This window comes from Gilliamella sp. B2923, from assembly GCF_026536565.1.
GTDB lineage: Bacteria > Pseudomonadota > Gammaproteobacteria > Enterobacterales > Orbaceae > Gilliamella.
Genome location: NZ_JAFNNZ010000007.1, coordinates 22,161 through 44,275 on the forward strand (window position 1 = coordinate 22,161; position 22,115 = coordinate 44,275).

Here is a 22,115-nt window from a genome sequence, read left to right on the forward strand (position 1 = left end):
CTATTTATTTATGTACGCATGTGCGCTTTCGTGTGGCGCACCACTGTTATAAGGATTTATTATGCCAATTATTACTCTTCCTGACGGAAGCCAACGTCAATTTGATAAACCCGTAACTGTTTTAGAGGTTGCCCAAAGTATTGGTGCCGGACTGGCTAAAGCGTGTATTGCAGGTCGTGTTAATGGTGAACGTAAAGATGCTTGTGATGTTATTGATCATGATGCAACGGTAGCGATTATTACGGCTAAAGATGAAGACGGACTTGAAATCATCCGCCATTCATGTGCGCATTTATTAGGGCATGCTATCAAACAATTATGGCCAGATACTCAAATGGCTATTGGTCCAACAATTGACAATGGCTTTTATTATGATGTCGATTTAGATCACTCTTTAACTCAGGAAGATCTTGATGCATTAGAAAAACGAATGCATGAACTGGCTAAGAAAAATTATGATGTCATAAAAGAAGTCGTGAGCTGGGAACGAGCAAGAGAAGTCTTTTGGGAACGCCGTGAACCGTATAAAATCGCTATTTTAGATGAAAATATTCCAAAAGATTCAACCCCTGCGCTTTATCATCATGAAGAATATATTGATATGTGCCGTGGTCCACATGTACCAAATATGCGTTTTTGCCACCATTTTAAACTACAAAAAGTAGCCGGTGCCTATTGGCGTGGTAATAGCGAAAACAAAATGTTACAACGTATTTATGGTACTGCATGGGCTGATAAAAAACAGCTTGAAAGCTATTTACAGTTTTTAGAAGAAGCGGCAAAACGAGATCACCGTAAAATAGGTAAACAACTAGACCTTTATCATATGCAAGAAGAAGCGCCAGGCATGGTGTTTTGGCATAACGATGGTTGGATTATTTTCCGCGAACTTGAAGTATTTGTGCGTACCAAATTAAAAGAGTATGACTATCAAGAAGTTAAAGGTCCATTTATGATGGATCGGGTTTTATGGGAAAAAACAGGCCATTGGGGTAACTATAAAGAGTTAATGTTTGTTACGTCATCTGAAAATCGTGAATATTGTATCAAACCGATGAACTGTCCTGGACATGTTCAAATTTTCAATCAAGGTTTAAAATCTTATCGCGATTTACCACTAAGAATGGCTGAGTTTGGTAGTTGTCACCGAAACGAACCGTCAGGCTCATTACATGGTTTAATGCGTGTTCGTGGTTTTACTCAGGATGATGCACATATTTTCTGTACTGAAAATCAGATCCGCAGTGAAGTCAATAGCTGTATCAAAATGGTTTATGATACATATAGTACATTTGGCTTTACCGACATAACTGTTAAATTATCAACTCGACCAGAAAAACGAATTGGTAAAGATGAAACATGGGATCTGGCTGAAAAAGATTTAGCTGAGTGCCTAACGGAAAACGGAATTGAATTTGAATATTTACCGGGTGAAGGTGCATTTTATGGTCCAAAAATTGAATTTACCTTACATGATTGCTTAGGCCGTGCATGGCAATGTGGTACTGTTCAACTAGACTTTATGTTACCCGAACGCTTAGATGCGACCTATGTAGGTGAAGATAACGAACGCCATACCCCTGTTATGATCCACCGAGCTATTTTAGGTTCAATGGAACGCTTTATGGGGATTTTAATCGAAGACTGTGCCGGATTCTTCCCAACATGGCTTGCACCGTTACAAGTATCGGTTATGAATATCACCGATAAACAAGCTGATTATGCTAAACAATTAGCCGAGGAATTGCAAAAAGTTGGAATTAGAGCAAAAGCAGACTTGAGAAATGAGAAAATTGGGTTTAAAATTCGTGAGCATACTCTAAAACGTGTTCCATATATGTTTGTCTGTGGTGACAAAGAGATGGAATCTGGTACGATTTCAGTTCGAACTCGTCAAGGTAAAGATCTTGGTAGCTTTGAAGTGAAACATGTTATAGAATTGTTGCTTAACGAAATTCATACTCGTTCATTAGAACAAATGAATTAAAGATAAACTACTTTGGAGGAATGAGATATTAAAGTCAGTAAACGAATTCAGTCAACACGCGCGCATAAAATTAATGATGAAATAACTGCTCGCGAGGTGAGGTTAACCGGCGTTGACGGTGAACAGCTCGGTATTGTTAGCTTAGATGAAGCTTTAAAACAAGCTGAAGAAGCAACATTAGATTTAGTTGAAATAAGCCCTAATGCAGAGCCGCCTGTTTGTCGAATTATGGATTATGGCAAGTTCCTCTATGAAAAGAGTAAAGCAACAAAAGAACAGAAGAAGAAGCAAAAGGTTGTTCAGGTTAAGGAAATTAAATTCCGACCTGGTACAGATGAAGGCGACTATCAGGTAAAACTCCGCAGCCTGATTCGCTTTCTTGAAGATGGCGATAAAGCCAAAGTCACGTTACGTTTTCGTGGACGTGAAATGGCTCACCAACAGTTAGGAACTGAAATGCTTGATCGCATTAAAGAAGACTTAGCTGATTTGGCAATCATTGAATCTTATCCAACTAAGATCGAAGGTCGTCAAATGATTATGGTGCTAGCGCCGAAGAAGAAATAGTGGTTCAACAAGCTAATTTTTAGTTTACTAATCATTACACCATTATTTTATTTTTATTAACAATGCGAAGTGGAAATTATTAAAATGCCTAAAATTAAAACTGTAAAAGGCGCAGCAAAGCGCTTTAAAAAAACAGCTTCTGGTGGCTTCAAGCATAAACAAGCGAACAAAAGCCATATCCTAACTAAAAAATCAACTAAGCGTAAACGTCATTTACGTGGTTTGACTACTGTGTCAAAAGGCGATTTAGGTTTAGTTGTTGCGTGTGTTCCATACGCTTAATTTATTGGTTAATTATTTAGAGGATATAGTTTATGGCTCGTGTTAAACGTGGTGTTATTGCTCGTGCACGTCACAAGAAAATTTTAAAACAAGCAAAAGGTTATTATGGTGCTCGTTCACGTGTATATCGTGTTGCTTTCCAAGCAGTAATCAAAGCAGGACAATATGCTTACCGTGACCGCCGTCAACGTAAACGTCAATTCCGTCAATTATGGATTGTGCGTATCAATGCAGCTGCACGTCAATGTGGTCTTTCTTACAGCCGTTTTATTAATGGATTAAAGAAAGCATCTATTGAAATCGATCGTAAGATCCTTGCAGATATCGCTGTATTTGATAAAAATGCATTCGCTGCATTAGTTGAAAAAGCAAAAGCTGCACTTTAATAGCATTATAAGAGCCGAGTTATCTCGGCTTTTATGTTTATATTTAGAGTAAAATATTTTATTAAGAGTAGATTAAACATGAAATTAGTTATTTTTCGTTTCTTTTTTAGCTTTGTTAACAATCATCGTTCGTGAGGCATAAATAAAAAACGAAAAATAATTATAAAAGCCTCAGAAGAGGCTTTTTTTATGTAATGAACAATAAGCAGGAGAACTGTATGTCTCAATTAGTTGAACTGGTAAACAACGCCAAATCCGCTATTGAAAGTGCTAATGACATTAATACTATCGAACAGATTCGGGTGGAATATTTTGGTAAAAAAGGCTATTTTACAATGCAAATGGCTTCATTACGTGATGTTCCTGCTGATCAGCGCCCGGCTGTCGGTCAAAAAATTAATGATGCCAAACAAGAAGTCGTTGAAATATTAAATCAAAAACGCAGCTTTCTAGAGCGTCAAGCCCTTGATGCAAAATTAGCTAATGAAACAATCGATATCACCTTACCGGGTAAAACGCTTGAATTAGGTGGATTACATCCAGTTACTAAAACAATAAATCGTTTAGTTGAGTTTTTTGGCGAATTGGGATTTGCTGTTGAAACCGGTCCAGAAATTGAAGATGATTATCACAACTTTGATGCATTAAATATTCCTGCTCATCATCCTGCACGTGCCGATCACGATACATTTTGGTTTGATGCAAAACGTTTATTACGTACTCAAACTTCAACGGTACAAATTCGAACAATGGAAAGTCAAAAACCACCAATTCGAATTATTGCACCAGGAAGAACTTACCGTAATGATTATGATCAAACCCATACTCCAATGTTTCATCAAATGGAAGGGCTATTAGTTGATAAAGATATCAGCTTCACACACTTAAAAGGCCTTTTACATGATTTCCTCCATTGCTTTTTTGAAGAAGATATGGAAATACGTTTTAGACCGGGATACTTTCCGTTTACTGAACCGTCTGCCGAAGTCGATATTAAGGCTAAAAATGGTAAATGGCTAGAAGTGCTTGGTTGTGGAATGGTACATCCAAATGTCTTACGTAATGTGGGTATCGACCCAGACGTATATAGTGGTTTTGCCTTTGGTATGGGTATTGAACGGTTAACTATGTTACGTTACGGTGTCACTGATTTACGTTCTTTCTTTGAAAATGATTTACGTTTTTTAAAACAATTTAATTAATTCTGGAGATCAAAACATGAAATTTAGTGAAAGTTGGCTACGTGAATGGATCAATCCAGAAATTAGTAGCGAGATGTTAGCCGATCAATTAACCATGGCAGGATTGGAAGTCGATGATGTTGAAAAAGTTGCCGGTGATTTTTCGGGTGTCGTTGTTGGAAGGGTAGTTGAATGTAAACAACATCCTAACGCCGATAAACTACGGGTAACGAAAGTTGATATTGGCAAACCTGAATTACTGGATATTGTTTGTGGTGCACCAAATTGTCGTCAAGGTTTAACTGTTGCTTGTGCAACCATTGGAGCGGTGCTACCGGGTGATTTTAAAATTAAAGCGGCCAAATTACGTGGCGAACCTTCAGAAGGTATGCTTTGTTCATATTCAGAATTAGGTATTTCTGAAGATCACAATGGTATTATTGAACTGCCTGATGATGCACCTTTAGGACAAGATATCCGTGAATATCTAAACCTTAATGATGTTATGATCGATATTAGCGTTACGCCTAATCGGGCTGATTGTTTTGGTATCATTGGTGTTGCCCGAGATATCTCCGCAGTTAACAATATTCCAATGAAACAGCTTAATATTGAAAGTGTTCCAGCTACAATTGCTGATACATTACCAATTAACATCAATGAACCTAAAGCCGCTCCACGTTATCTTGGCCGAATAATAAAAAACATTGATGTTACTGCAACAACGCCACTTTGGATGAAAGAGAAATTACGTCGTGGTGGCATTCGCTCAATTGATGCGGTTGTTGATATTACTAATTATGTATTATTAGAGCTAGGTCACCCGATGCACGCATTTGATTTGGCACAAATTGATACAGGCGTTATTGTACGTTATGCTCAGCAAGGTGAAAAACTTGTTTTATTAAACGGTAACGAAGTAAAACTAAATGATAAAACACTCGTTATTGCCGATCATCAGAAAGTATTAGCAATGGCCGGTATTATGGGTGGCGATAAATCGGGTGTAACAAACTCAACCAAAGATATCTTCCTTGAATCAGCATTTTTTGCACCATTGGCAATAACCGGTAAAGCTCGTGAATATGGTTTACACACTGAAGCTTCACATCGTTATGAACGTGGGGTTGACCCGTATTTACAACATGCTGCAATGGAGCGAGCAACTCAGTTGCTTATCGAGATTTGTGGTGGTGAAGTGGCACCTATTGTTGATGTTACTAATCAAAATGAACTACCAACACAAGCAACCATAAAACTGCGTCGAGAAAAAATAGATCGCATTATTGGTTATGCAATTGAAACGCAAAAAATTACAGATATTTTAGTAAGATTAGGCTGCATTGTTGAATATACCAATGATCTTTGGACAGTTACTTCACCGAGTTGGCGTTTTGATTTACAGATTGAAGAAGATCTTGTTGAAGAAGTTGCTCGTATCTATGGATATAACAATATTCCGAATGAGCACATGAAAACTGAATCTGTCATGAAACCGAAACCGGAAAGCCAAATTTCATTGCGTCGAGTGAAAGATTTACTCGTAGATATGGGCTATCAAGAAGCAGTGACCTATAGTTTTGTCGATCCTAAAGTTCAACGAACGCTACACCCGGCTCAGCAAGACATAGTTTTACCTAACCCAATCTCAAGTGAAATGTCAGTAATGCGTTTATCATTATGGTCAGGATTATTAGACGCAGTAGCATATAATCAAAATCGTCAACAATCACGTATTCGTTTATTCGAAACGGGCTTGCGTTTTATACCGGATGAAAAATGTGAGTTTGGTGTTCGTCAAGAATTAATGTTATCCGGTGTTGTAACCGGTAATTTATATGATGAACATTGGGCATTACCTAAACAAAATGTTGATTTTTTTGATGTAAAAGGGGACTTAGAATCTATCTTTTCATTATTAGGTTGTACCGAAGAGATTGAGTTTAAGAAATCTGATCTTGAAGCACTACATCCGGGACAAAGTGCAGCAATTTACATAAACAACGAACTTATCGGACATTTAGGGGTTTTACATCCAGAAATCGAAAAAAAATTATCTTTAAATAGTAAATCGCTTGTTTTTGAAATAAATTTAGCTAAAATTAATGGTAAAGAAGTACCTGTTGCTCAAGACCTTTCTAAGTATCCGTCAAATAAGCGAGATATTGCTATTGTAGTTTCTAACAAAGTTCCAGCAGCAGATATTATTGCTGAGTGTAAGCGTGCCGGTGGCGAGCAACTTATCAAAGTTAGTTTATTTGATGTATATCAAGGTGATAATATCAAAGCTGATCAAAAGAGCCTTGCTATCAGTTTGATTTTACAAGACAAATCACGTACACTTGAAGAAGAAGATATAACAAACATTGTAAGCAAATGCGTTATTGCTTTACAAAATCGTTTCAAAGCCATATTAAGAGAATAATCATATGACATTAACTAAAGCTGATATAGCAGATCGTCTTGCCGAGAAATTTGATATCGATCGTCAAGAAGCTAAAGTCCTTGTTGAACTTTTTTTTGAAGAGATTCGAGTCGCTTTAGAAAAAGGCGAGCCAGTTAAATTATCAGGTTTCGGTAATTTTGCCATACGTGATAAAAATTCACGTCCTGGACGTAATCCTAAAACAGGTGAAAGTGTTGATATTTCAGCTCGTCGAGTGGTTACATTCAGACCTGGCATTAAATTTAGAGAGCGTATAGAAAAAAATCTAACAATTTAATATTGTTGAATTAATTCTATAAGCATTCTTGCAAATAATCGCCTTTCTTTTGTTTAAGGCTTAAGAAAGGCCGATTAGTCTTTTTATTCAAAAAAATAGTTGTAAAATTTCAAATATTCAAGCATAATACTGCCTCTTCTATGGAGGCTCTATGGGTCCTCTTGCAACATTTCTTTGCTCATCAGGTCAGGTCCGGAAGGAAGCAGCCAAAGTAAAAAATATGTGTGTGGGATGTGGCTGATAGAGTCTCCACCCAACCTATTTAATTTTGAATTTATTTCCTTCTTCATACACCTAATCATCATTGCATAATAAATCCGCAAATAATTAATTATATTTAAATTTGAAATTAAATCAGTTGTCGCTTTTGACCTTTTTTGAGATCATATAAAAAGCTAATTTAATATATTAATAACAACAATTATTGAGGATATGTTTATGATGCGAGTTGGATTATTTATTCTAACTAACTTAGCTGTTATGTTTGTATTTGGTATCATTTTAAGTTTATTACATGTTGATGCCCATAGTACCTTAGGATTGCTTATCTTTGCTGGCATTTTTGGTTTTGGTGGCTCTTTTATTTCTTTACTATTATCCAAAAAAATTGCTTTAAGTTCTGTTGGGGGGAAAATCATTACTCAGCCAAGAACGGCTCAAGAACAATGGTTAATTGATGTTGTGCGCCGTCAATCATCTGAGCTTAAGCTTAATATGCCCGATGTTGCTATTTACAATGCCTCTGATATCAATGCTTTTGCAACCGGTGCAACCAAAAATAACTCGCTTGTTGCGGTCAGTTCCGGACTATTAAATTCAATGACACAAGATGAAGCCGAGGCAGTAATTGGTCATGAAATGAGCCATATAGCCAATGGTGATATGGTAACAATGACTTTGTTACAAGGTGTGCTTAATACTTTTGTGATTTTTATCTCTCGCTTATTATCTTTTGCTGTTTCTCAAGCGCTTAATGAACGTGACAGCAAAGTTCCTTCTCATTTAGTTTATTTCCTAATTGTTATGGTATTTGAAACCATTTTTGGTATTTTAGCGAGTCTTATCGTAATGTGGTTTTCACGTTACAGAGAGTTTAAGGCTGATGCCGGGTCAGCGAAGTTAGTCGGCGCAACAAAAATGATCGCTGCTCTTGAAAAATTGAAAGTCAGCCATGAACCAACTGAACAAGCTTCAATCCTCGCATTTTGTATTAATGGTGCTAAAAAGATCAAATTTTCAGAACTGTTTATGTCACATCCACCTTTAGATAAACGTATTGATGCTTTACGTAATCAATCATTTATCGGTTAGTTTTTTACTTAAACGTATATGTTTTCTGAAACTTCTTGGCAAACATCGGTAATGTTCCCAATGTTTGCCAAATTGTATCTGTCCATTATTTACCATTCATGAGACGTAACTATGTTGCATCCTAAAAACGCTACGAATACATTAGAACTACTTAGCCCGGCTAAAAATATCGAAATTGCCAAACAAGCCATTTTACATGGTGCAGATGCTGTATATATTGGTGGGCCTAATTTTGGTGCACGCCATAACGCCGGTAATTCAGTTAGAGATATTGCGCAATTAGTCGAGTTTGCTCATCAGTATTACGCTAAAGTATTTGTCACTTTAAACACCATATTACATGACAATGAGCTAGAGCCGGCAAGGAAACTAATTTGGCAACTATATGATGCAGGCATTGATGCGTTAATTGTACAAGATATGGGGATTTTAAATTTAGATATTCCACCAATCGATTTACATGCCAGTACGCAAATGGATATCCGAACACCGGAGAAAGCAAAATTTTTATCGGATGTTGGTTTTTCTCAAATCGTTTTAGCCAGAGAGCTTAACTTAACCGAAATAGCAACCATTCATCAGCAAATCGATGCCAATATCGAGTTTTTTATTCATGGCGCACTTTGCGTGGCTTTTTCCGGTCAGTGTTATATTTCCCATGCACAAACAGGGCGGAGTGCAAATCGTGGTGATTGTTCTCAAGCATGTCGATTACCTTTCACTTTAAAAGATGATCAAGGGCGAATTGTCGCTTATGAAAAACATCTTTTATCAATGAAAGATAATAATCAGTCAAATAATTTAAAACAGCTTATAGAAGCAGGCGTAAGATCGTTCAAAATAGAAGGGCGGTATAAAGATGTAAGTTACGTCAAAAATATTACGTCATTTTATCGGCAAAAATTAGATGATATCTTATCTAATTCATCTGATTTTCGTCCAGCATCAAGTGGAAAAACTGAACACTTTTTCACCCCCGATCCTGATCGAACATTCCATAGAGGCAGTACCGATTACTTTGTTCGTGGCCGACAGCCAGATATAGGAGCATTTGATTCTCCAAAATTTGTCGGATTACAAATTGGTGAAATTATTAAAGTAACAAAGCAAAGTATCGACATCAGCACCAGCAAAAACTTAACCAATGGTGACGGGCTTAATGTACTGATTAAGCGTGAAAATTTTGGTTTTCGAGCCGATCGCGTGGAAAAACTATCAACTAATCTTTATCGAGTATTTCCTAATGAAATCCCAAAACCTCTTTTTTCGGTTAAATTGCCCTATGTCATCAATCGTAATTTAGATCACCTATGGCAACAAAATCTACTTAAAGATTCCAGCCAACGCCGTATAGGCTTAACCTTTACATTACGTAATTGCGATAAAGGTATCCAATTAGTCGCTAAAAGTGAAGAGGGGATAAGCGTTCAATTAGAGCTCCATGGCGAATTTGATCTTGCCCAACAACCTGAGAAAGCGATTAAAAATATTAAGGATAATTTATCCAAACTTGGACAGACTATTTATTATTTATCGCATTTAGAGATTGAACTTGAAACGGTCTATTTCATTCCTAGTAGCCAACTTAATCAACTAAGACGAGATATTATTACTAATCTCACTACAGCACGATTAGCAAATTATCAACCGAAAAAACGTAAACCCGAAATTCAACCAGCGCCAATATATCCGGAAAATCAGTTAACTTTTTTGGCCAATGTTTACAATCATAAAGCCAGAGAATTTTATAATCAGCATGGCGTGACATTGATTGAAAGTGCTTATGAAGCGCATCAAGTTAAAGATGATGCACCGTTGATGATTACCAAACATTGTTTACGATTTGCGTTCAATTTATGTCCAAAACAAGCCAAAGGAATTCAGGGCGTTAAAACCAAAGTTACGCCAATGAAATTAGTTCAAAATAACGAAGAATTGATTCTAAAATTCAATTGTAAAGCTTGTGAAATGCAGGTTTGGGGCAAAATCAAAAAGCATATTTTAAAAATGCCATTGCCTGGTAGTGAAGTTATTTTACTGACAAGTAATGATTAACATATTGATAATTATCGGATTATTATTTATTCGATAATTATTATAACCAATCATCTATATAAGAATTTTAACGATAAATAGCGAATATAAAAGGTGTTATTTTAGTTCGTAATAATGTTATTATTTAACATAATATACATTATTTGAATTTTAACTATTTGATTTAATTATAATTATTAAATTAAGTGCGTAATAATGGAAAATAGGGGACTTACTAACGTTTTTTTAAAAGAAAACACGCTAAAGAAATTTCTATTCATCTGCGAATTTAATTTATTTTTTCAATATGTATTGCTTCTTTCAAATTATCATTTAGCTGAATTATTTGATAACGATTCAAGATTTAATGTTATTAGTTCCCCACATTTAAGAGTGACTAGTGGTAATCAAGCTCGATTTAGTGTTGGTTCTGATGTTCCTGTTTTGGCTTCTGTAACTCATACAGATAACAACAAGTCAGTTCAATCGATAGAATATCGCTCATCAGGTGTAATATTTACTGTTAAACCATTGATTACAGAAAATATTATCACTTTAGATATTAATCAACAGTTATCTAATTTTGTTAAAACTGAAACAGGTGTAAATAATTCTCCGACTTTGATAAAAAGAGAAGTTAATACTAATATTAATTTAAATGACGGTGATATTGTTGTGCTTGGTGGTTTAACTGATAGTAAAGATTCAAATGCAAAAACTGGATTAAGTTTTTTACCAATTTTTAATAGTAAATCAAATGAAAAAAATAAAACCGATATTCTAGTTGCATTATCAGTATCAAGAATAAAATAATAGTTAATGCTTATACTGTGAAATTTAGTATAATCTATAGTTGGTTATAGACGAACAAATTTATAAAATGGAAAAAAGGCATTTATATATTTATTTTAAATATTTGGTTGATAATAAAAAGAGTTTATCAAATCTTACTTATTTTCAAATACAATTTATGTTTAATTTAATTTAATTTCAATTCTCGATGAGAATTATTGTTCACCCAATCTACTCTTCAAAAGTTCTTCTGTTAATTTTTTAGCCTTTAAATGCCAAACACATCCCATTAAAATTATTGAACTATTAAAAAAAATATCCGAGAAAGGTTTTTTAATTCAATGTTATCCGCAGTTTGGTTATTACTATACACTTCCTATAAGAAAGATATCTAAGTATTATTATAATCGATTAAAGAGAGATAAATCATTTAGTCATATTGTACATAACTCTGAAATTATTCATGATTTACTTCTTGACATAAGATTAGACTAAATGAGTAGTTTAATTAGTTCGCATAATGTATATTATGTTAAATAATGAAATTAGAAGTTAAATAATATCATTTCGTTTTAATCGATACTATCTTCGCAATCTGTTACATCATTTAGTTAAATAAACATGAGCGAACAAATTTCGTTTTATCTCAAAATATGGTAACCTTATCACCAAATTTAGAAACCACTCCCCTTAAGGATTGTATGCAAACTATAAATAAGACATTACGTTCAAAAAGTTGTGCTGTACCATGCGAGTTATGCAGTATGGGAGCATTTTGTATTCCAATGTTGCTTAATAATACGTTGGACAGTGTTTTAAAACGTAAGCAATCTTATTTAAAAAATGAAATTCTTATTAAAGCCAAAACACCTTTTACTAAATTCTTTATCATTCATTCCGGTGCATTAAAAACATTTGTTGTAACACCTGAAGGAAATGAACAAATTAATGGCTTTTATTTACCCGGCGATATTGTTGGCTTAGATGCTATTTCAACTAAGGTATATAACAACAATATTCAAGCTTTGAGTAATACTTTGGTTTGTGAACTCAATTATGATGAATTAATGTCGCTATTCCATACTCACAAAAATGTTAGAGATATGGTTTTAAACTTATTGAGTGCTGATATTCATAATTTTCAGAAATTAGTGCTATGTTATTCTCAGAAAAAATCTGATGAACGACTGGCGACTTTTATATACTCTCTTTACACACGTTACGAACAACGAGGCCATTCATCTTTAAACATTAAATTGTCGATGAGTCGTGCTGATATTGCTAATTATTTAGGATTAACCATCGAAACTGTTAGCCGTAATCTATCAAAATTTCAAGAGCAGAATATTTTATCGGCGAAAGGAAAATATATATTTATCAATAACCTAAATGCTCTAATGGATTTGGCTAAATAAATTTTTATTTTTATGCTAAAATTATCAACATATTTATTGTAAGGTCTTTATTTATGACAAGTTTAAAGAAAACATTTATTGCTGCTACACTCGCACTAGTCCCTATCTCTTCGTTTGCTGCCCAGCAACTAAATGAAGAACAAGCAAATAGCATGCAATCATTTAAAAGTATCACTATTCGTGGTGCATTTTATACAGATAGTGATTATATAATGGCTATGTCTAAAGCAGCTGATAAAGAAGGAGCCGCTTCTTTCTATATCACTACAACAAATATAAGCCCTTCAAATGATACATTACGTATAGTTTACGCCAAATTATATAAAGCAGATGCACCTAAAGCGATTGAGAAAGAAGAAAGTCTTCGTCAATTTGAAGGTGTGTATGAATATCCTAAATCAAAAGCTATTCGATTAGAACCTTTTGATATTGTCCGTATTCGTGGCTACTTCCCTACTGATTATGACATCAACCAAGCTATAGCTAAAGAAGCTGCAAGTCATGGCGCTTATGCCTTTTATATCGACTCACGATCAGAATTAGGAAGTAATTTACAAGTTGCAGCTTACTTATTTAAGAAAGATGCGCCGGAGCGTAAACTACAACCGGAAAATGCAATTCCTTATGATTCTGAAGCTGGTCAACAAGCATTAGCTCAAGGTGGTGAAGCTGCTATGCAGGTTGAAAAACCGGGCTATTACTCACCATCATCATTTAATGAAAAATTCTATGCTGAAAAATTCAATAATAAAGTTATTGATAAAACAACAACCACTCAAACAGCGACAACCTCGACTTCAACTCAAACTGCTTCAGCAGTTCCGGTTGAACCGCAACGCGTAAATCGTTACACTGTCACTCTTCCTGATGGTCGTAAAATTCAAGAGCTTAACGATGCTACAGCAGCTAAAATGGTGGCATTTAATACGATCAAGTTCAGAGGATACTATGTGACTGATCAAGAAATTTCTTATCAAGCAGGTAAACGAGCGATTGATGCTGGTGCTAAATATTACCATATAGCGCGAGTTGCTCACGATTCGAATGGACCAAATATCACTGTTTTTGTCGATCTATATCGATAATATCAAAACAAAAATGGGCGCCTGTGCGCCCTACTTTTTCTAACTTAATTTAATATCACCCACGGCTTTTAAAGCTCCGATTTGACCTGCTCAATCTGTTGTTTAATTCTTTTGGCTGAGATAGGATAAGGTGTACCAAGTTGTTGAGCAAATAAATTGACTCTTAATTCTTCAATCATCCATCTTATATTTACTACTTGCTGTTGTAATCGTTGATTTTCAGTCAAACTATTTAGCCAATTTTCATATAGATTTTTGACCTCTTCCACTGTATTCATCGCTTGCCTATCTTTTGACGCATTTTGCATTAATTTTTCAATACGCTTTTCAATGGCTAATAAGTAACGATGAATATCATTAAGTCGATGATAGCCCGATTTTGCGACAAATCCTTTATATATCAGATTATTTATTTGTTGTTTGATATCAGATAAAGCAAAAGCTAATGATAAATCAACTCGTCCTTTTAACTTTTTATTGATATTAAAGTGGAGAGTTAAAATAGATTCTACTTGTTTAGCAATATCCACGACGGTTTCATTAATGTGAGCCTTAGTATAATCTAAAAGCTGCTGATATTGTTCCTGATTCTCAATGGTTTGATTATTTTTTTCAATCAGATAATCAACAGCACAAGCTATACAATCATCAATTAGCGATAGCACTGTACCAAATGAATTAAAATATAATCCTAATTTTGATTTATTCGGCAATTTTTCATGCAAATATTTGATTGGCGAAGGAATATTTAATATAAGAAGACGCCTTAACCCCAATTTAGTTAAGCGTTGTTGCTCTTGTTTTGAATCAACCAATTTAATACTGACAGAGTTTTGATTATCTATAATAGTTGGATAAGCTTTAACGACATAATTTTTCTGCTTCGCTTCGTAGATGTGCGGTAGAGTACCAAAGTTCCAGTCAGTTAAATTATCTTGCTCTAATGATATCGATTTTTTTTCGGTTAATGAAGATAATGCTTGTTGTACTTGAGTTTTTAACTGTTCTTTAAGTTTATCTAAATCTTTGCAGAAAGCAATTTCCTTATTGTTATCAACAATACTGAAACTCATTTTTAAATAATCCGGGATTTGATCTAGTTGCCAATCTTCATTGGTAATTTTCACTCCAGTCATTTTCCTAAATTCAGTTTCTAAAGTTTCCAGTAATGGTTGATCAGTAGCCCCTACCCGATTTAAAAAAGCTTGAGCATAATTTGGTGCGGGTACCAGATTTTTTCTTAATGATTTAGGTAATGATTTGATTAAAGCTATTACTAGATCTTCTCGAAAACCAGGAACTTGCCAATCGAAACCTCGATTTTTAACTTGATTTAAAATATTAATGGGAATCGTTATTGTGACACCGTCACGTTTATCGCCGATTTCAAATTGATAACTTAGCGGTAATTTTAATTGGTCTTGATACCAAAAATCAGGAAAATCATTTAAGTTAACGGATTGAGCTGATTGATTTATCAGCATATTCTTCTCAAAATTAAGAAAATCCGGATCCGTTTTTTGCTTAGTTTTCCACCATGAATCAAAATGTTTTGCTGATATCACCGACTTATCAATACGCTGATCATAAAAATTAAATAGCTCATTATCATCAATTAAAATATCTTGACGTCGTGACTTATGTTCAAGATCTTCAACCTCTTCTATTAATTTCTGATTTTGTTTATAAAATTTATGATTAGTTAACCAATCCCCTTCAACAAGAGCATGTCGAATAAACAGGCTACGACTTAAAACCGGATCGATTTTGCTATAATTGACTATTCGGCTTGCAACAATAGGTAGACCAAACAAAGTGACCTTTTCATTAGCAATTGTCGTTCCTTGCTTTTTAGACCACCTTGGTTCACTGTAACTATATTTCACCAAATGTTTAGCGACAGGTTCAATCCATTCCGCTTCGATCTTGGCCGCCGTTCTTCCCCATAAGCGGCTGGTCTCAACTAATTCACTGGCAATGCACCATTTAGGCTGATTTTTGAAAATTGCCGAATTGGGAAAAATAGCAAACTTGATATTACGTGCGCCAATGTATTCATGTTTTTCCAGCTCTTTCATTCCAACATGTGAAAGTAATCCACATAATAAAGCAACATGCAGCGAGCGATAATCAGCTAACTGGCTATTTATCGGAAAAGCTAACTGTTTAATAGTTTGCCTAATTTGAGTGTAGACATCTTGCCATTCTCGAATTCGCAGATAATTTAAAAATTCTTTTTGACAAAGTCGCCTAAATTGATTTCCCGATAATTCTTGCTGTTGAGTTTTAATATAATTCCATAAATTAATATATGAAATGAAATCAGACTGTTTATCAGCAAAGCGGCGATGCTTCTCATCAGAAGCTTGTTGTTTATCAAATGGCCGTTCTCTTGGATCTTGAATAGACAAAGCTGCGGTGATAATCATGATCTCTTTAGTACAACCCAACCTTCTTGCTTCAACTAACATTCTGGCTAATCGAGGATCAATGGGTAATTGCGCTAAAATTTTACCGATATCAGTAAGATGATATCGATGATGTTTAGTATAAAGGGCACCAAGTTCTTCTAATAAACGAATACCGTCACGAATATATTTAGAATCCGGCGCCTGAACAAAAGGAAAAGCCGCTATATCGCCCAAACCTAAAGCAGTCATTTGTAAAATAACCGAAGCAAGATTAGTTCGAAGAATTTCCGGCTCTGTAAATTCCGGTCGTGATAGGAAATCTTGTTCATCATATAAACGTATACAGATCCCATCCGATGTTCGACCACAACGCCCCTTTCGTTGATTTGCTGAGGCTTGTGAAATTGGTTCAATAGGTAGACGTTGTACTTTTGTGCGGTAACTATATCGACTAATTCTAGCAAGTCCGGGATCAATCACATATTTAATACCCGGAACCGTCAATGATGTTTCAGCAACATTGGTGGCAAGCACGATTCGTCTTTTCGTATGAGATTGAAATATTCGATTCTGCTCAGAGTTTGACAGCCTTGCATATAGTGGTAATACATCAGTGTGACGAAGTTGCAACTTGTTAAGCGTATCGGCAAGATCTCGAATCTCACGTTCACCGGTTAGAAATATTAAAATATCGCCGTTACTTTCTGCAGAAAGTTCGTCAATAGCATCGATAATTGGCTGAAAATCACTATTTTTTTCAACTTCACTATCGTTATTGTCAAAAATTGGCGGTCTATATCTGACTTCTACCGGGTAGGTTCTACCTGATACTTCAACAACCGGAGCATGATTAAAGTGGTTTGAAAATCGCTCAACATCAATGGTTGCCGAGGTAATAATGACTTTTAAATCGGGTCGCTTAGGTAGTAATTGTTTTAAATAACCTAAGATAAAATCGATATTTAAACTTCTTTCATGTGCTTCATCGATGATAATAGTATCATACTGCAATAAAAGTTTATCTTTTTGAATTTCAGCCAATAAAATGCCGTCAGTCATTAATTTAATTAATGTTGTATCACTTACCTGATCAGAAAATCTTACTTTATAGCCGACTAGCTGCCCTATTTCTGTATGTAACTCTTCAGCAATCCGATTAGCGACAGAGCGTGCTGCCAATCGTCGAGGTTGTGTATGACCTATAAACCCTTTAACACCTAAACCTAACTCTAAACATATTTTGGGAATTTGAGTGGTTTTACCCGATCCGGTTTCGCCGGCAATAATAACAACTTGATTATCTCTTATCGCATTAAAGATATCCTGTCTTTTTTCGACAACCGGTAAATTTTCCGGAAAAACAATCTGTTTTGGTAACGTTTTAAGCCTTGTTTGGTAATGCAAAACAGCTTGATCAATAAGCGAATCAATTTCTGCCGTATTTTGATTATGTTTGGCCAGTTTAGAGATTTTAAATTTATCTAAGAAAGTCATCGATTCTAAGAATTTTAATTGCTGCTGAGATAACATAAGGAGTAAAATATAAGAATTATTTTTAATTAAACTAATTATAACAAATTTTATTTATCATTAGGAGTCAATATGAAAAAGACCTTATTGCTAATTACTTGTGCATTAATCATGTCAGGCTGTGGTGAATCAACAAAAGTTAAAGCCGAAGATTTACAACATCACCGTTTTATATTGGTCAAAGCAAATGGTGAAAGTATCACCCCGGAAAATCCTGCCGAAATCGTATTTGGCGAAAATATGCATATTATGGGTAACATGTGTAATCGTTTTGTTGCTAATGCAACTTTTGAAAATCAAATCCTTAAAGCTCCAGGCCTGGCCATGACAAAAATGCTATGTCCCGATACAAAACTTAATGAACTCGATGCAACCATTGAAGCGTTATTTACTGAAGGTGCCAATGTCGAATTAAATAAAGACACTTTAACCTTAAAAAATAAGAATAATGAATTAGTCTACCAATTAAAAGATTTGATGTAATTAAAAGTCAAACTTACCCTGTAACTTTTGCCAAAATGATTGAGTTGGCTGTATTTGGTAATATTGTGTTAAGAAATAATTAATGATAAAAAACTTTATTTAAAATAGAGTTAAGACTATAATGGCAAAAGTTTTTTTAGGATCCACATTTTGATGAAAATGACCAATTCTTCAAATATTTTAATTATGTTGAATAACTACTTATCAGTTATTTATAACCTCTTATATACCATTCATACCAATGCAAAGACATTGGTTTTTTTTTGTACAAAACCGATTTATATAAAATTTAAACATTAACCTTAACAACTAGTAGATAATATTATGAAAAAGACAAAAATAGTTTGTACCATTGGCCCTAAATCAGAATCAAAAGAGATGTTAGCAAAATTATTAAATGCAGGCATGAATGTCATGCGTTTAAACTTCTCTCATGGGGATTATGAAGAGCATGGTAATCGTATTAAAAATTTACGTGAAGTAATGCAAGAAACTGGCTTAAAAGCCGCTATTATGTTAGATACTAAAGGGCCTGAAATTCGGACTATCAAATTAGAAGGTGGTAATGACGTATCGCTTGTTGCAGGGCAAACTTTCACATTTACAACGGATGAAACTGTGGTCGGTAATTCAGAGCGTGTGGCTGTAACTTATAAAGGTTTTGCGCATGATCTTAAACCAGGCAACCGAGTTTTAGTCGATGACGGTTTGATCGCTATGGATGTTCAAGAAGTTAAAGGTAATGAAGTAATTTGTAAAGTATTGAACAACGGTGATTTAGGTGAAAATAAAGGTATCAACTTACCGGGTGTTTCAATCAAATTACCTGCCCTTGCTGAAAAAGATAAAAACGATCTTATTTTTGGTTGTGAACAAGGCGTAGACTTTATTGCTGCTTCTTTTATTCGTAAACGTTCTGATGTTGAAGATATCCGTGCTCATCTTAAAGCCCACGGTGGTGAAGATATCAAAATTATATCAAAAATTGAAAACCAAGAAGGTCTGGATAATTTTGATGAAATCCTTGAAGCATCTGACGGTATCATGGTTGCTCGTGGTGACTTAGGTGTTGAAATCGCTGTTGAAGAAGTTATTTTTGCACAAAAAATGATGATTAAAAAATGTAATAAAGCTTCTAAACCAGTGATCACTGCAACACAAATGCTAGATTCAATGATTAAAAACCCACGCCCAACTCGTGCCGAAGCTGGTGATGTGGCTAATGCGATCATCGACGGTACCGATGCAGTAATGTTATCTGGCGAAAGCGCTAAAGGTAAGTATCCGCTTGAAACGGTAAATGTAATGGCAACCATTTGTAAGCGTACCGATATCACCATTCCTGCTTCGTTAGAGTTAACAGCCAAAGAAGAAAAATTGCGCATCACTGCAGCTGTTTGTTGTGGTGCAGTTGAAATTGCTGAACGATTAAATGTACCACTCATTGTGGTTGCAACTCGCAGTGGTAAATCAGCACGCGAACTCCGTCACTATTTCCCTAAAGCTAAAATTTTAGCGCTATCTTCTAGCCAAAAAACAGTTAACCAATTAGCCTTATCTAAAGGTGTGCAACCAATCTTAATCGATGCCATTAATTCGACTGATGATTTTTATCGTTTAGGTAAAGAAATGGCCGTTAAGGTTTGTGGTTTACAACAAGGTGATACTATCGTTATGGTATCTGGTGCTTTAGTACCAAGTGGCACAACTAACACAACATCAGTACACCGTATCTAATTTTTGTTAAATAAATAATAAAAAGCTAGCGTATTGCTAGCTTTTTTTTTCACTTAAGTTATTCTGTAATACATCAAATAATTGTATGGTAAGAGATAACAAATGATAGAAGAAACAGTATATTTACCAAAAGAACTAAGTTGGTTATCATTTAATCAACGCGTATTACAAGAAGCTGCTGATGAAAGTAACCCGCTTATTGAACGTGTTCGATTTTTAGGAATATACTCAAGTAATCTTGATGAGTTTTATAAAGTACAATTTGCTAATTTAAAAAAGTATGTCTTAATTGAGCAAGAACAAGTTCAATCTTCCTCCACAGCAAAAAATTTATTACGTCAAGTTAATCAAAAAGTCATTCAGCTTGAATTACAATTCGATCAGCTTTATAACGAGCTGTTATTAGAAATGGCAAGAAATCAGATTTTTTTGATTAACGAAAGGCAACTCACCTCTTATCAAGAAAATTGGATAAAAAATTATTACAAACAAAACTTAAGGCAATACATCACCCCTATTCTACTCGATAGCCATACTGAACTCATTCAATTTTTAAAAGATGACCATGCCTATTTAGCTGTTGAAATCATATGTGAAGATAGCATTAGTTATGCCTTGCTTGAATTACCGACTGATAATGCACCACGTTTTGTATTGTTACCGTCTGAATTCTCAACCAAAAACAAATCAATTATCTTTCTTGATAATATTTTACGTTATTGTTTATCCGATATATTCAAAGTTTTTTTTGATGCTGTAGAATTAAACGCCTATTCAATCAATATAAATCGAGACGCCGAATACGAGTTGAATACGGAATTAGATAGCCTGCTTGAATTAATGTCACAAGGATTAAAACAACGATTAACCGCCCAGCCGGTTCGTTTTACTTATCAAAAAGATATGCCCAAAGCGCTTTTTGAATTACTCATTAATAAATTAAGATTAACTGAGCAAGATGCCATGCCCGGTGGGCGTTATCCAAATTTTAAAGATCTTGCTAATTTTCCGGATCTGGGCGTTAAACATCTGCTCAATAAACGTTTACCTAGTCTTGCCTATAATCGTTTTAAACAATTTAGAAATGCATTTGCCACAATCAACGATCGTGATGTTTTACTGTATTATCCTTATTACTCTTTTGGTCATGTTCTGGAAATAATGCGACAAGCATCTTTTGATCCGGCTGTTACGCATATTCGAATGAACATCTACCGTGTTGCTAAAGATTCAAGATTTATTCATGCTGCGATTAATGCGGCAAATAATGGTAAAAAAGTGACGGTTGTGGTTGAGTTACAAGCACGTTTTGATGAAGAAGCAAATATCAAATGGGCAAAACGATTAATTAGTAGCGGAATTAAAGTTATCTATTCTCAGCCAAAATTAAAAATTCATGCAAAACTATTTTTGATCGACCGAAAAGAAGACGACAGAATAGTAAGATATGCCCACATTGGTTCGGGAAATTTCAATGAAAAAACCGCAAGAGTTTATACCGATTTTTCGTTACTAACGGCAGATCCGGCAATTACGGGTGAAGTGCTAAAAGTATTTAACTTTATTGAAAACCCATTTAAGCCGGTAACTTTTCACCATTTATTAGTTTCGCCACAAAATACACGATTACGCTTTCATGAATTTATTGAAAGAGAAATCAATAATGCCAAAGCTGGGAAACCTTCAGGCATTTATCTCAAACTCAATGCAATAACTGATAAAGAGATGATAAATCAACTCTATAAAGCTTCATGTGCTGGCGTGAAAATACGCATGATTGTGCGAGGTACCTGTATACTCGTTCCTCAAATTCCTAATTTAAGTGAAAATATCTATGTAACCAGTATTGTTGACCAGTATCTCGAACATGCTCGAGTTTATATATTCGAAAATGACGGTAATAAAGATACCTACATATCATCTGCCGATTGGATGCCTAGAAATCTTGATAACCGGATTGAGGTCGGAGTAAAAATATTTGATCTGACATTAAAATCCACTATTCATAATATTTTCAATATTCAGTGTAATGACAATGTCAAAGCTCGAATTATCGATAAAGATAATATGAACAATTATGTCCAAAGAGGTAATAAAAAGAAAGTGCGAGCACAGCGGGCAATTTATGATTATCTAAAACAATTAGAATCGGCAAGTTAAGGATTTGAATGTGAATAAATTTGATGAATAT

15 protein-coding genes, 1 other RNA gene and 1 pseudogene are annotated in these 22,115 nt (G+C 34.8%); 16 read left to right on the top strand and 1 reads right to left on the bottom strand.

Going from position 1 to position 22,115, the window contains the following annotated elements; genetic code table 11:
• Positions 1–61: 61 nt before the first annotated feature.
• The 13 genes and pseudogenes from thrS to J3U42_RS08585 all read left to right on the top strand — a co-directional run bounded on the left by thrS (position 62) and on the right by J3U42_RS08585 (position 13,763).
• The gene (gene thrS / locus J3U42_RS08525) at positions 62–1,987 is read left to right on the top strand and encodes a threonine--tRNA ligase (RefSeq protein WP_220219591.1); all 1,926 of its coding nucleotides are present in this window, start codon (positions 62–64) and stop codon (positions 1,985–1,987) included.
• Between the two features lie 27 nt (positions 1,988–2,014).
• A complete protein-coding gene (gene infC, locus J3U42_RS08530; protein ID WP_065612958.1) occupies positions 2,015–2,554 on the top strand; it encodes a translation initiation factor IF-3 in 540 nt (179 codons plus the stop codon).
• 84 nt (positions 2,555–2,638) lie between these two features.
• The gene (gene rpmI / locus J3U42_RS08535; RefSeq protein ID WP_065557738.1) at positions 2,639–2,836 is read left to right on the top strand and encodes a 50S ribosomal protein L35; all 198 of its coding nucleotides are present in this window, start codon (positions 2,639–2,641) and stop codon (positions 2,834–2,836) included.
• Positions 2,837–2,868: 32 nt separating this feature from the next.
• Complete coding sequence (gene rplT, locus J3U42_RS08540) at positions 2,869–3,222, top strand: 50S ribosomal protein L20 (RefSeq protein WP_024496189.1); 354 nt, start codon at positions 2,869–2,871, stop codon at positions 3,220–3,222.
• Positions 3,223–3,440: 218 nt separating this feature from the next.
• Complete coding sequence (gene pheS, locus J3U42_RS08545) at positions 3,441–4,424, top strand: phenylalanine--tRNA ligase subunit alpha (protein ID WP_220219590.1); 984 nt, start codon at positions 3,441–3,443, stop codon at positions 4,422–4,424.
• 16 nt (positions 4,425–4,440) lie between these two features.
• A complete protein-coding gene (pheT, locus tag J3U42_RS08550; RefSeq protein WP_267336204.1) occupies positions 4,441–6,828 on the top strand; it encodes a phenylalanine--tRNA ligase subunit beta in 2,388 nt (795 codons plus the stop codon).
• A 4-nt stretch (positions 6,829–6,832) separates the two neighbouring features.
• On the top strand, positions 6,833–7,126 hold the full coding sequence (locus tag J3U42_RS08555; protein ID WP_220219588.1) for an integration host factor subunit alpha: 294 nt from the start codon (positions 6,833–6,835) through the stop codon (positions 7,124–7,126).
• A gap of 150 nt (positions 7,127–7,276) precedes the next feature.
• An RNA gene (gene ffs / locus J3U42_RS08560) (signal recognition particle sRNA small type) lies at positions 7,277–7,372 on the top strand.
• Between the two features lie 192 nt (positions 7,373–7,564).
• Positions 7,565–8,437 (top strand): protease HtpX, encoded by an 873-nt coding sequence (gene htpX / locus J3U42_RS08565; protein WP_220219587.1) that lies wholly within the window; start codon positions 7,565–7,567, stop codon positions 8,435–8,437.
• A 111-nt stretch (positions 8,438–8,548) separates the two neighbouring features.
• On the top strand, positions 8,549–10,492 hold the full coding sequence (locus J3U42_RS08570) for a peptidase U32 family protein (RefSeq protein ID WP_267336205.1): 1,944 nt from the start codon (positions 8,549–8,551) through the stop codon (positions 10,490–10,492).
• A gap of 312 nt (positions 10,493–10,804) precedes the next feature.
• A pseudogene (locus tag J3U42_RS08575) lies at positions 10,805–11,284 on the top strand (type II secretion system protein GspD); the annotation flags it as partial.
• A 680-nt stretch (positions 11,285–11,964) separates the two neighbouring features.
• Positions 11,965–12,678, top strand: coding sequence for a fumarate/nitrate reduction transcriptional regulator Fnr (gene fnr / locus J3U42_RS08580; RefSeq protein ID WP_220219584.1), 714 nt, complete (start codon positions 11,965–11,967; stop codon positions 12,676–12,678).
• Between the two features lie 53 nt (positions 12,679–12,731).
• Entirely contained in the window at positions 12,732–13,763 is a 1,032-nt protein-coding gene (locus J3U42_RS08585; protein WP_220219583.1) for a YdgH/BhsA/McbA-like domain containing protein, read from the top strand.
• 68 nt (positions 13,764–13,831) lie between these two features.
• Here the strand turns inward: J3U42_RS08585 and hrpA are convergent, their stop codons facing one another.
• The gene (hrpA, locus tag J3U42_RS08590) at positions 13,832–17,704 is read right to left on the bottom strand and encodes an ATP-dependent RNA helicase HrpA (RefSeq protein ID WP_267336207.1); all 3,873 of its coding nucleotides are present in this window, start codon (positions 17,702–17,704) and stop codon (positions 13,832–13,834) included.
• Between the two features lie 72 nt (positions 17,705–17,776).
• Here hrpA and J3U42_RS08595 point away from each other — a divergent pair, with 72 nt between their 5' ends.
• The 3 genes from J3U42_RS08595 to ppk1 all read left to right on the top strand — a co-directional run bounded on the left by J3U42_RS08595 (position 17,777) and on the right by ppk1 (position 22,084).
• Positions 17,777–18,187 carry an META domain-containing protein gene (locus J3U42_RS08595; protein WP_220219581.1) on the top strand — a complete coding sequence of 137 codons (411 nt, stop codon included), beginning with the start codon at positions 17,777–17,779 and terminating at the stop codon, positions 18,185–18,187.
• Positions 18,188–18,511: 324 nt separating this feature from the next.
• Positions 18,512–19,924: a pyruvate kinase PykF gene (pykF, locus tag J3U42_RS08600; protein WP_220219580.1), complete on the top strand. Its 1,413-nt coding sequence runs from the start codon at positions 18,512–18,514 to the stop codon at positions 19,922–19,924.
• Positions 19,925–20,026: 102 nt separating this feature from the next.
• Positions 20,027–22,084, top strand: a complete 2,058-nt coding sequence (ppk1, locus tag J3U42_RS08605; protein WP_267329667.1) for a polyphosphate kinase 1 — start codon at positions 20,027–20,029, stop codon at positions 22,082–22,084.
• Positions 22,085–22,115 lie beyond the last annotated feature (31 nt).

Coding starts and splice junctions, on each gene's coding strand:
- J3U42_RS08555 (WP_220219588.1), top strand. CDS start 6,833: ATGACATTAACTAAAGCTGATATAGCAGATCGTCTTGCCGAGAAATTT.
- pheS (WP_220219590.1), top strand. CDS start 3,441: ATGTCTCAATTAGTTGAACTGGTAAACAACGCCAAATCCGCTATTGAA.
- rplT (WP_024496189.1), top strand. CDS start 2,869: ATGGCTCGTGTTAAACGTGGTGTTATTGCTCGTGCACGTCACAAGAAA.
- J3U42_RS08570 (WP_267336205.1), top strand. CDS start 8,549: ATGTTGCATCCTAAAAACGCTACGAATACATTAGAACTACTTAGCCCG.
- J3U42_RS08595 (WP_220219581.1), top strand. CDS start 17,777: ATGAAAAAGACCTTATTGCTAATTACTTGTGCATTAATCATGTCAGGC.
- htpX (WP_220219587.1), top strand. CDS start 7,565: ATGATGCGAGTTGGATTATTTATTCTAACTAACTTAGCTGTTATGTTT.
- J3U42_RS08585 (WP_220219583.1), top strand. CDS start 12,732: ATGACAAGTTTAAAGAAAACATTTATTGCTGCTACACTCGCACTAGTC.
- pheT (WP_267336204.1), top strand. CDS start 4,441: ATGAAATTTAGTGAAAGTTGGCTACGTGAATGGATCAATCCAGAAATT.
- thrS (WP_220219591.1), top strand. CDS start 62: ATGCCAATTATTACTCTTCCTGACGGAAGCCAACGTCAATTTGATAAA.
- ppk1 (WP_267329667.1), top strand. CDS start 20,027: ATGATAGAAGAAACAGTATATTTACCAAAAGAACTAAGTTGGTTATCA.
- pykF (WP_220219580.1), top strand. CDS start 18,512: ATGAAAAAGACAAAAATAGTTTGTACCATTGGCCCTAAATCAGAATCA.
- rpmI (WP_065557738.1), top strand. CDS start 2,639: ATGCCTAAAATTAAAACTGTAAAAGGCGCAGCAAAGCGCTTTAAAAAA.
- fnr (WP_220219584.1), top strand. CDS start 11,965: ATGCAAACTATAAATAAGACATTACGTTCAAAAAGTTGTGCTGTACCA.
- hrpA (WP_267336207.1), bottom strand. CDS start 17,704: ATGTTATCTCAGCAGCAATTAAAATTCTTAGAATCGATGACTTTCTTA.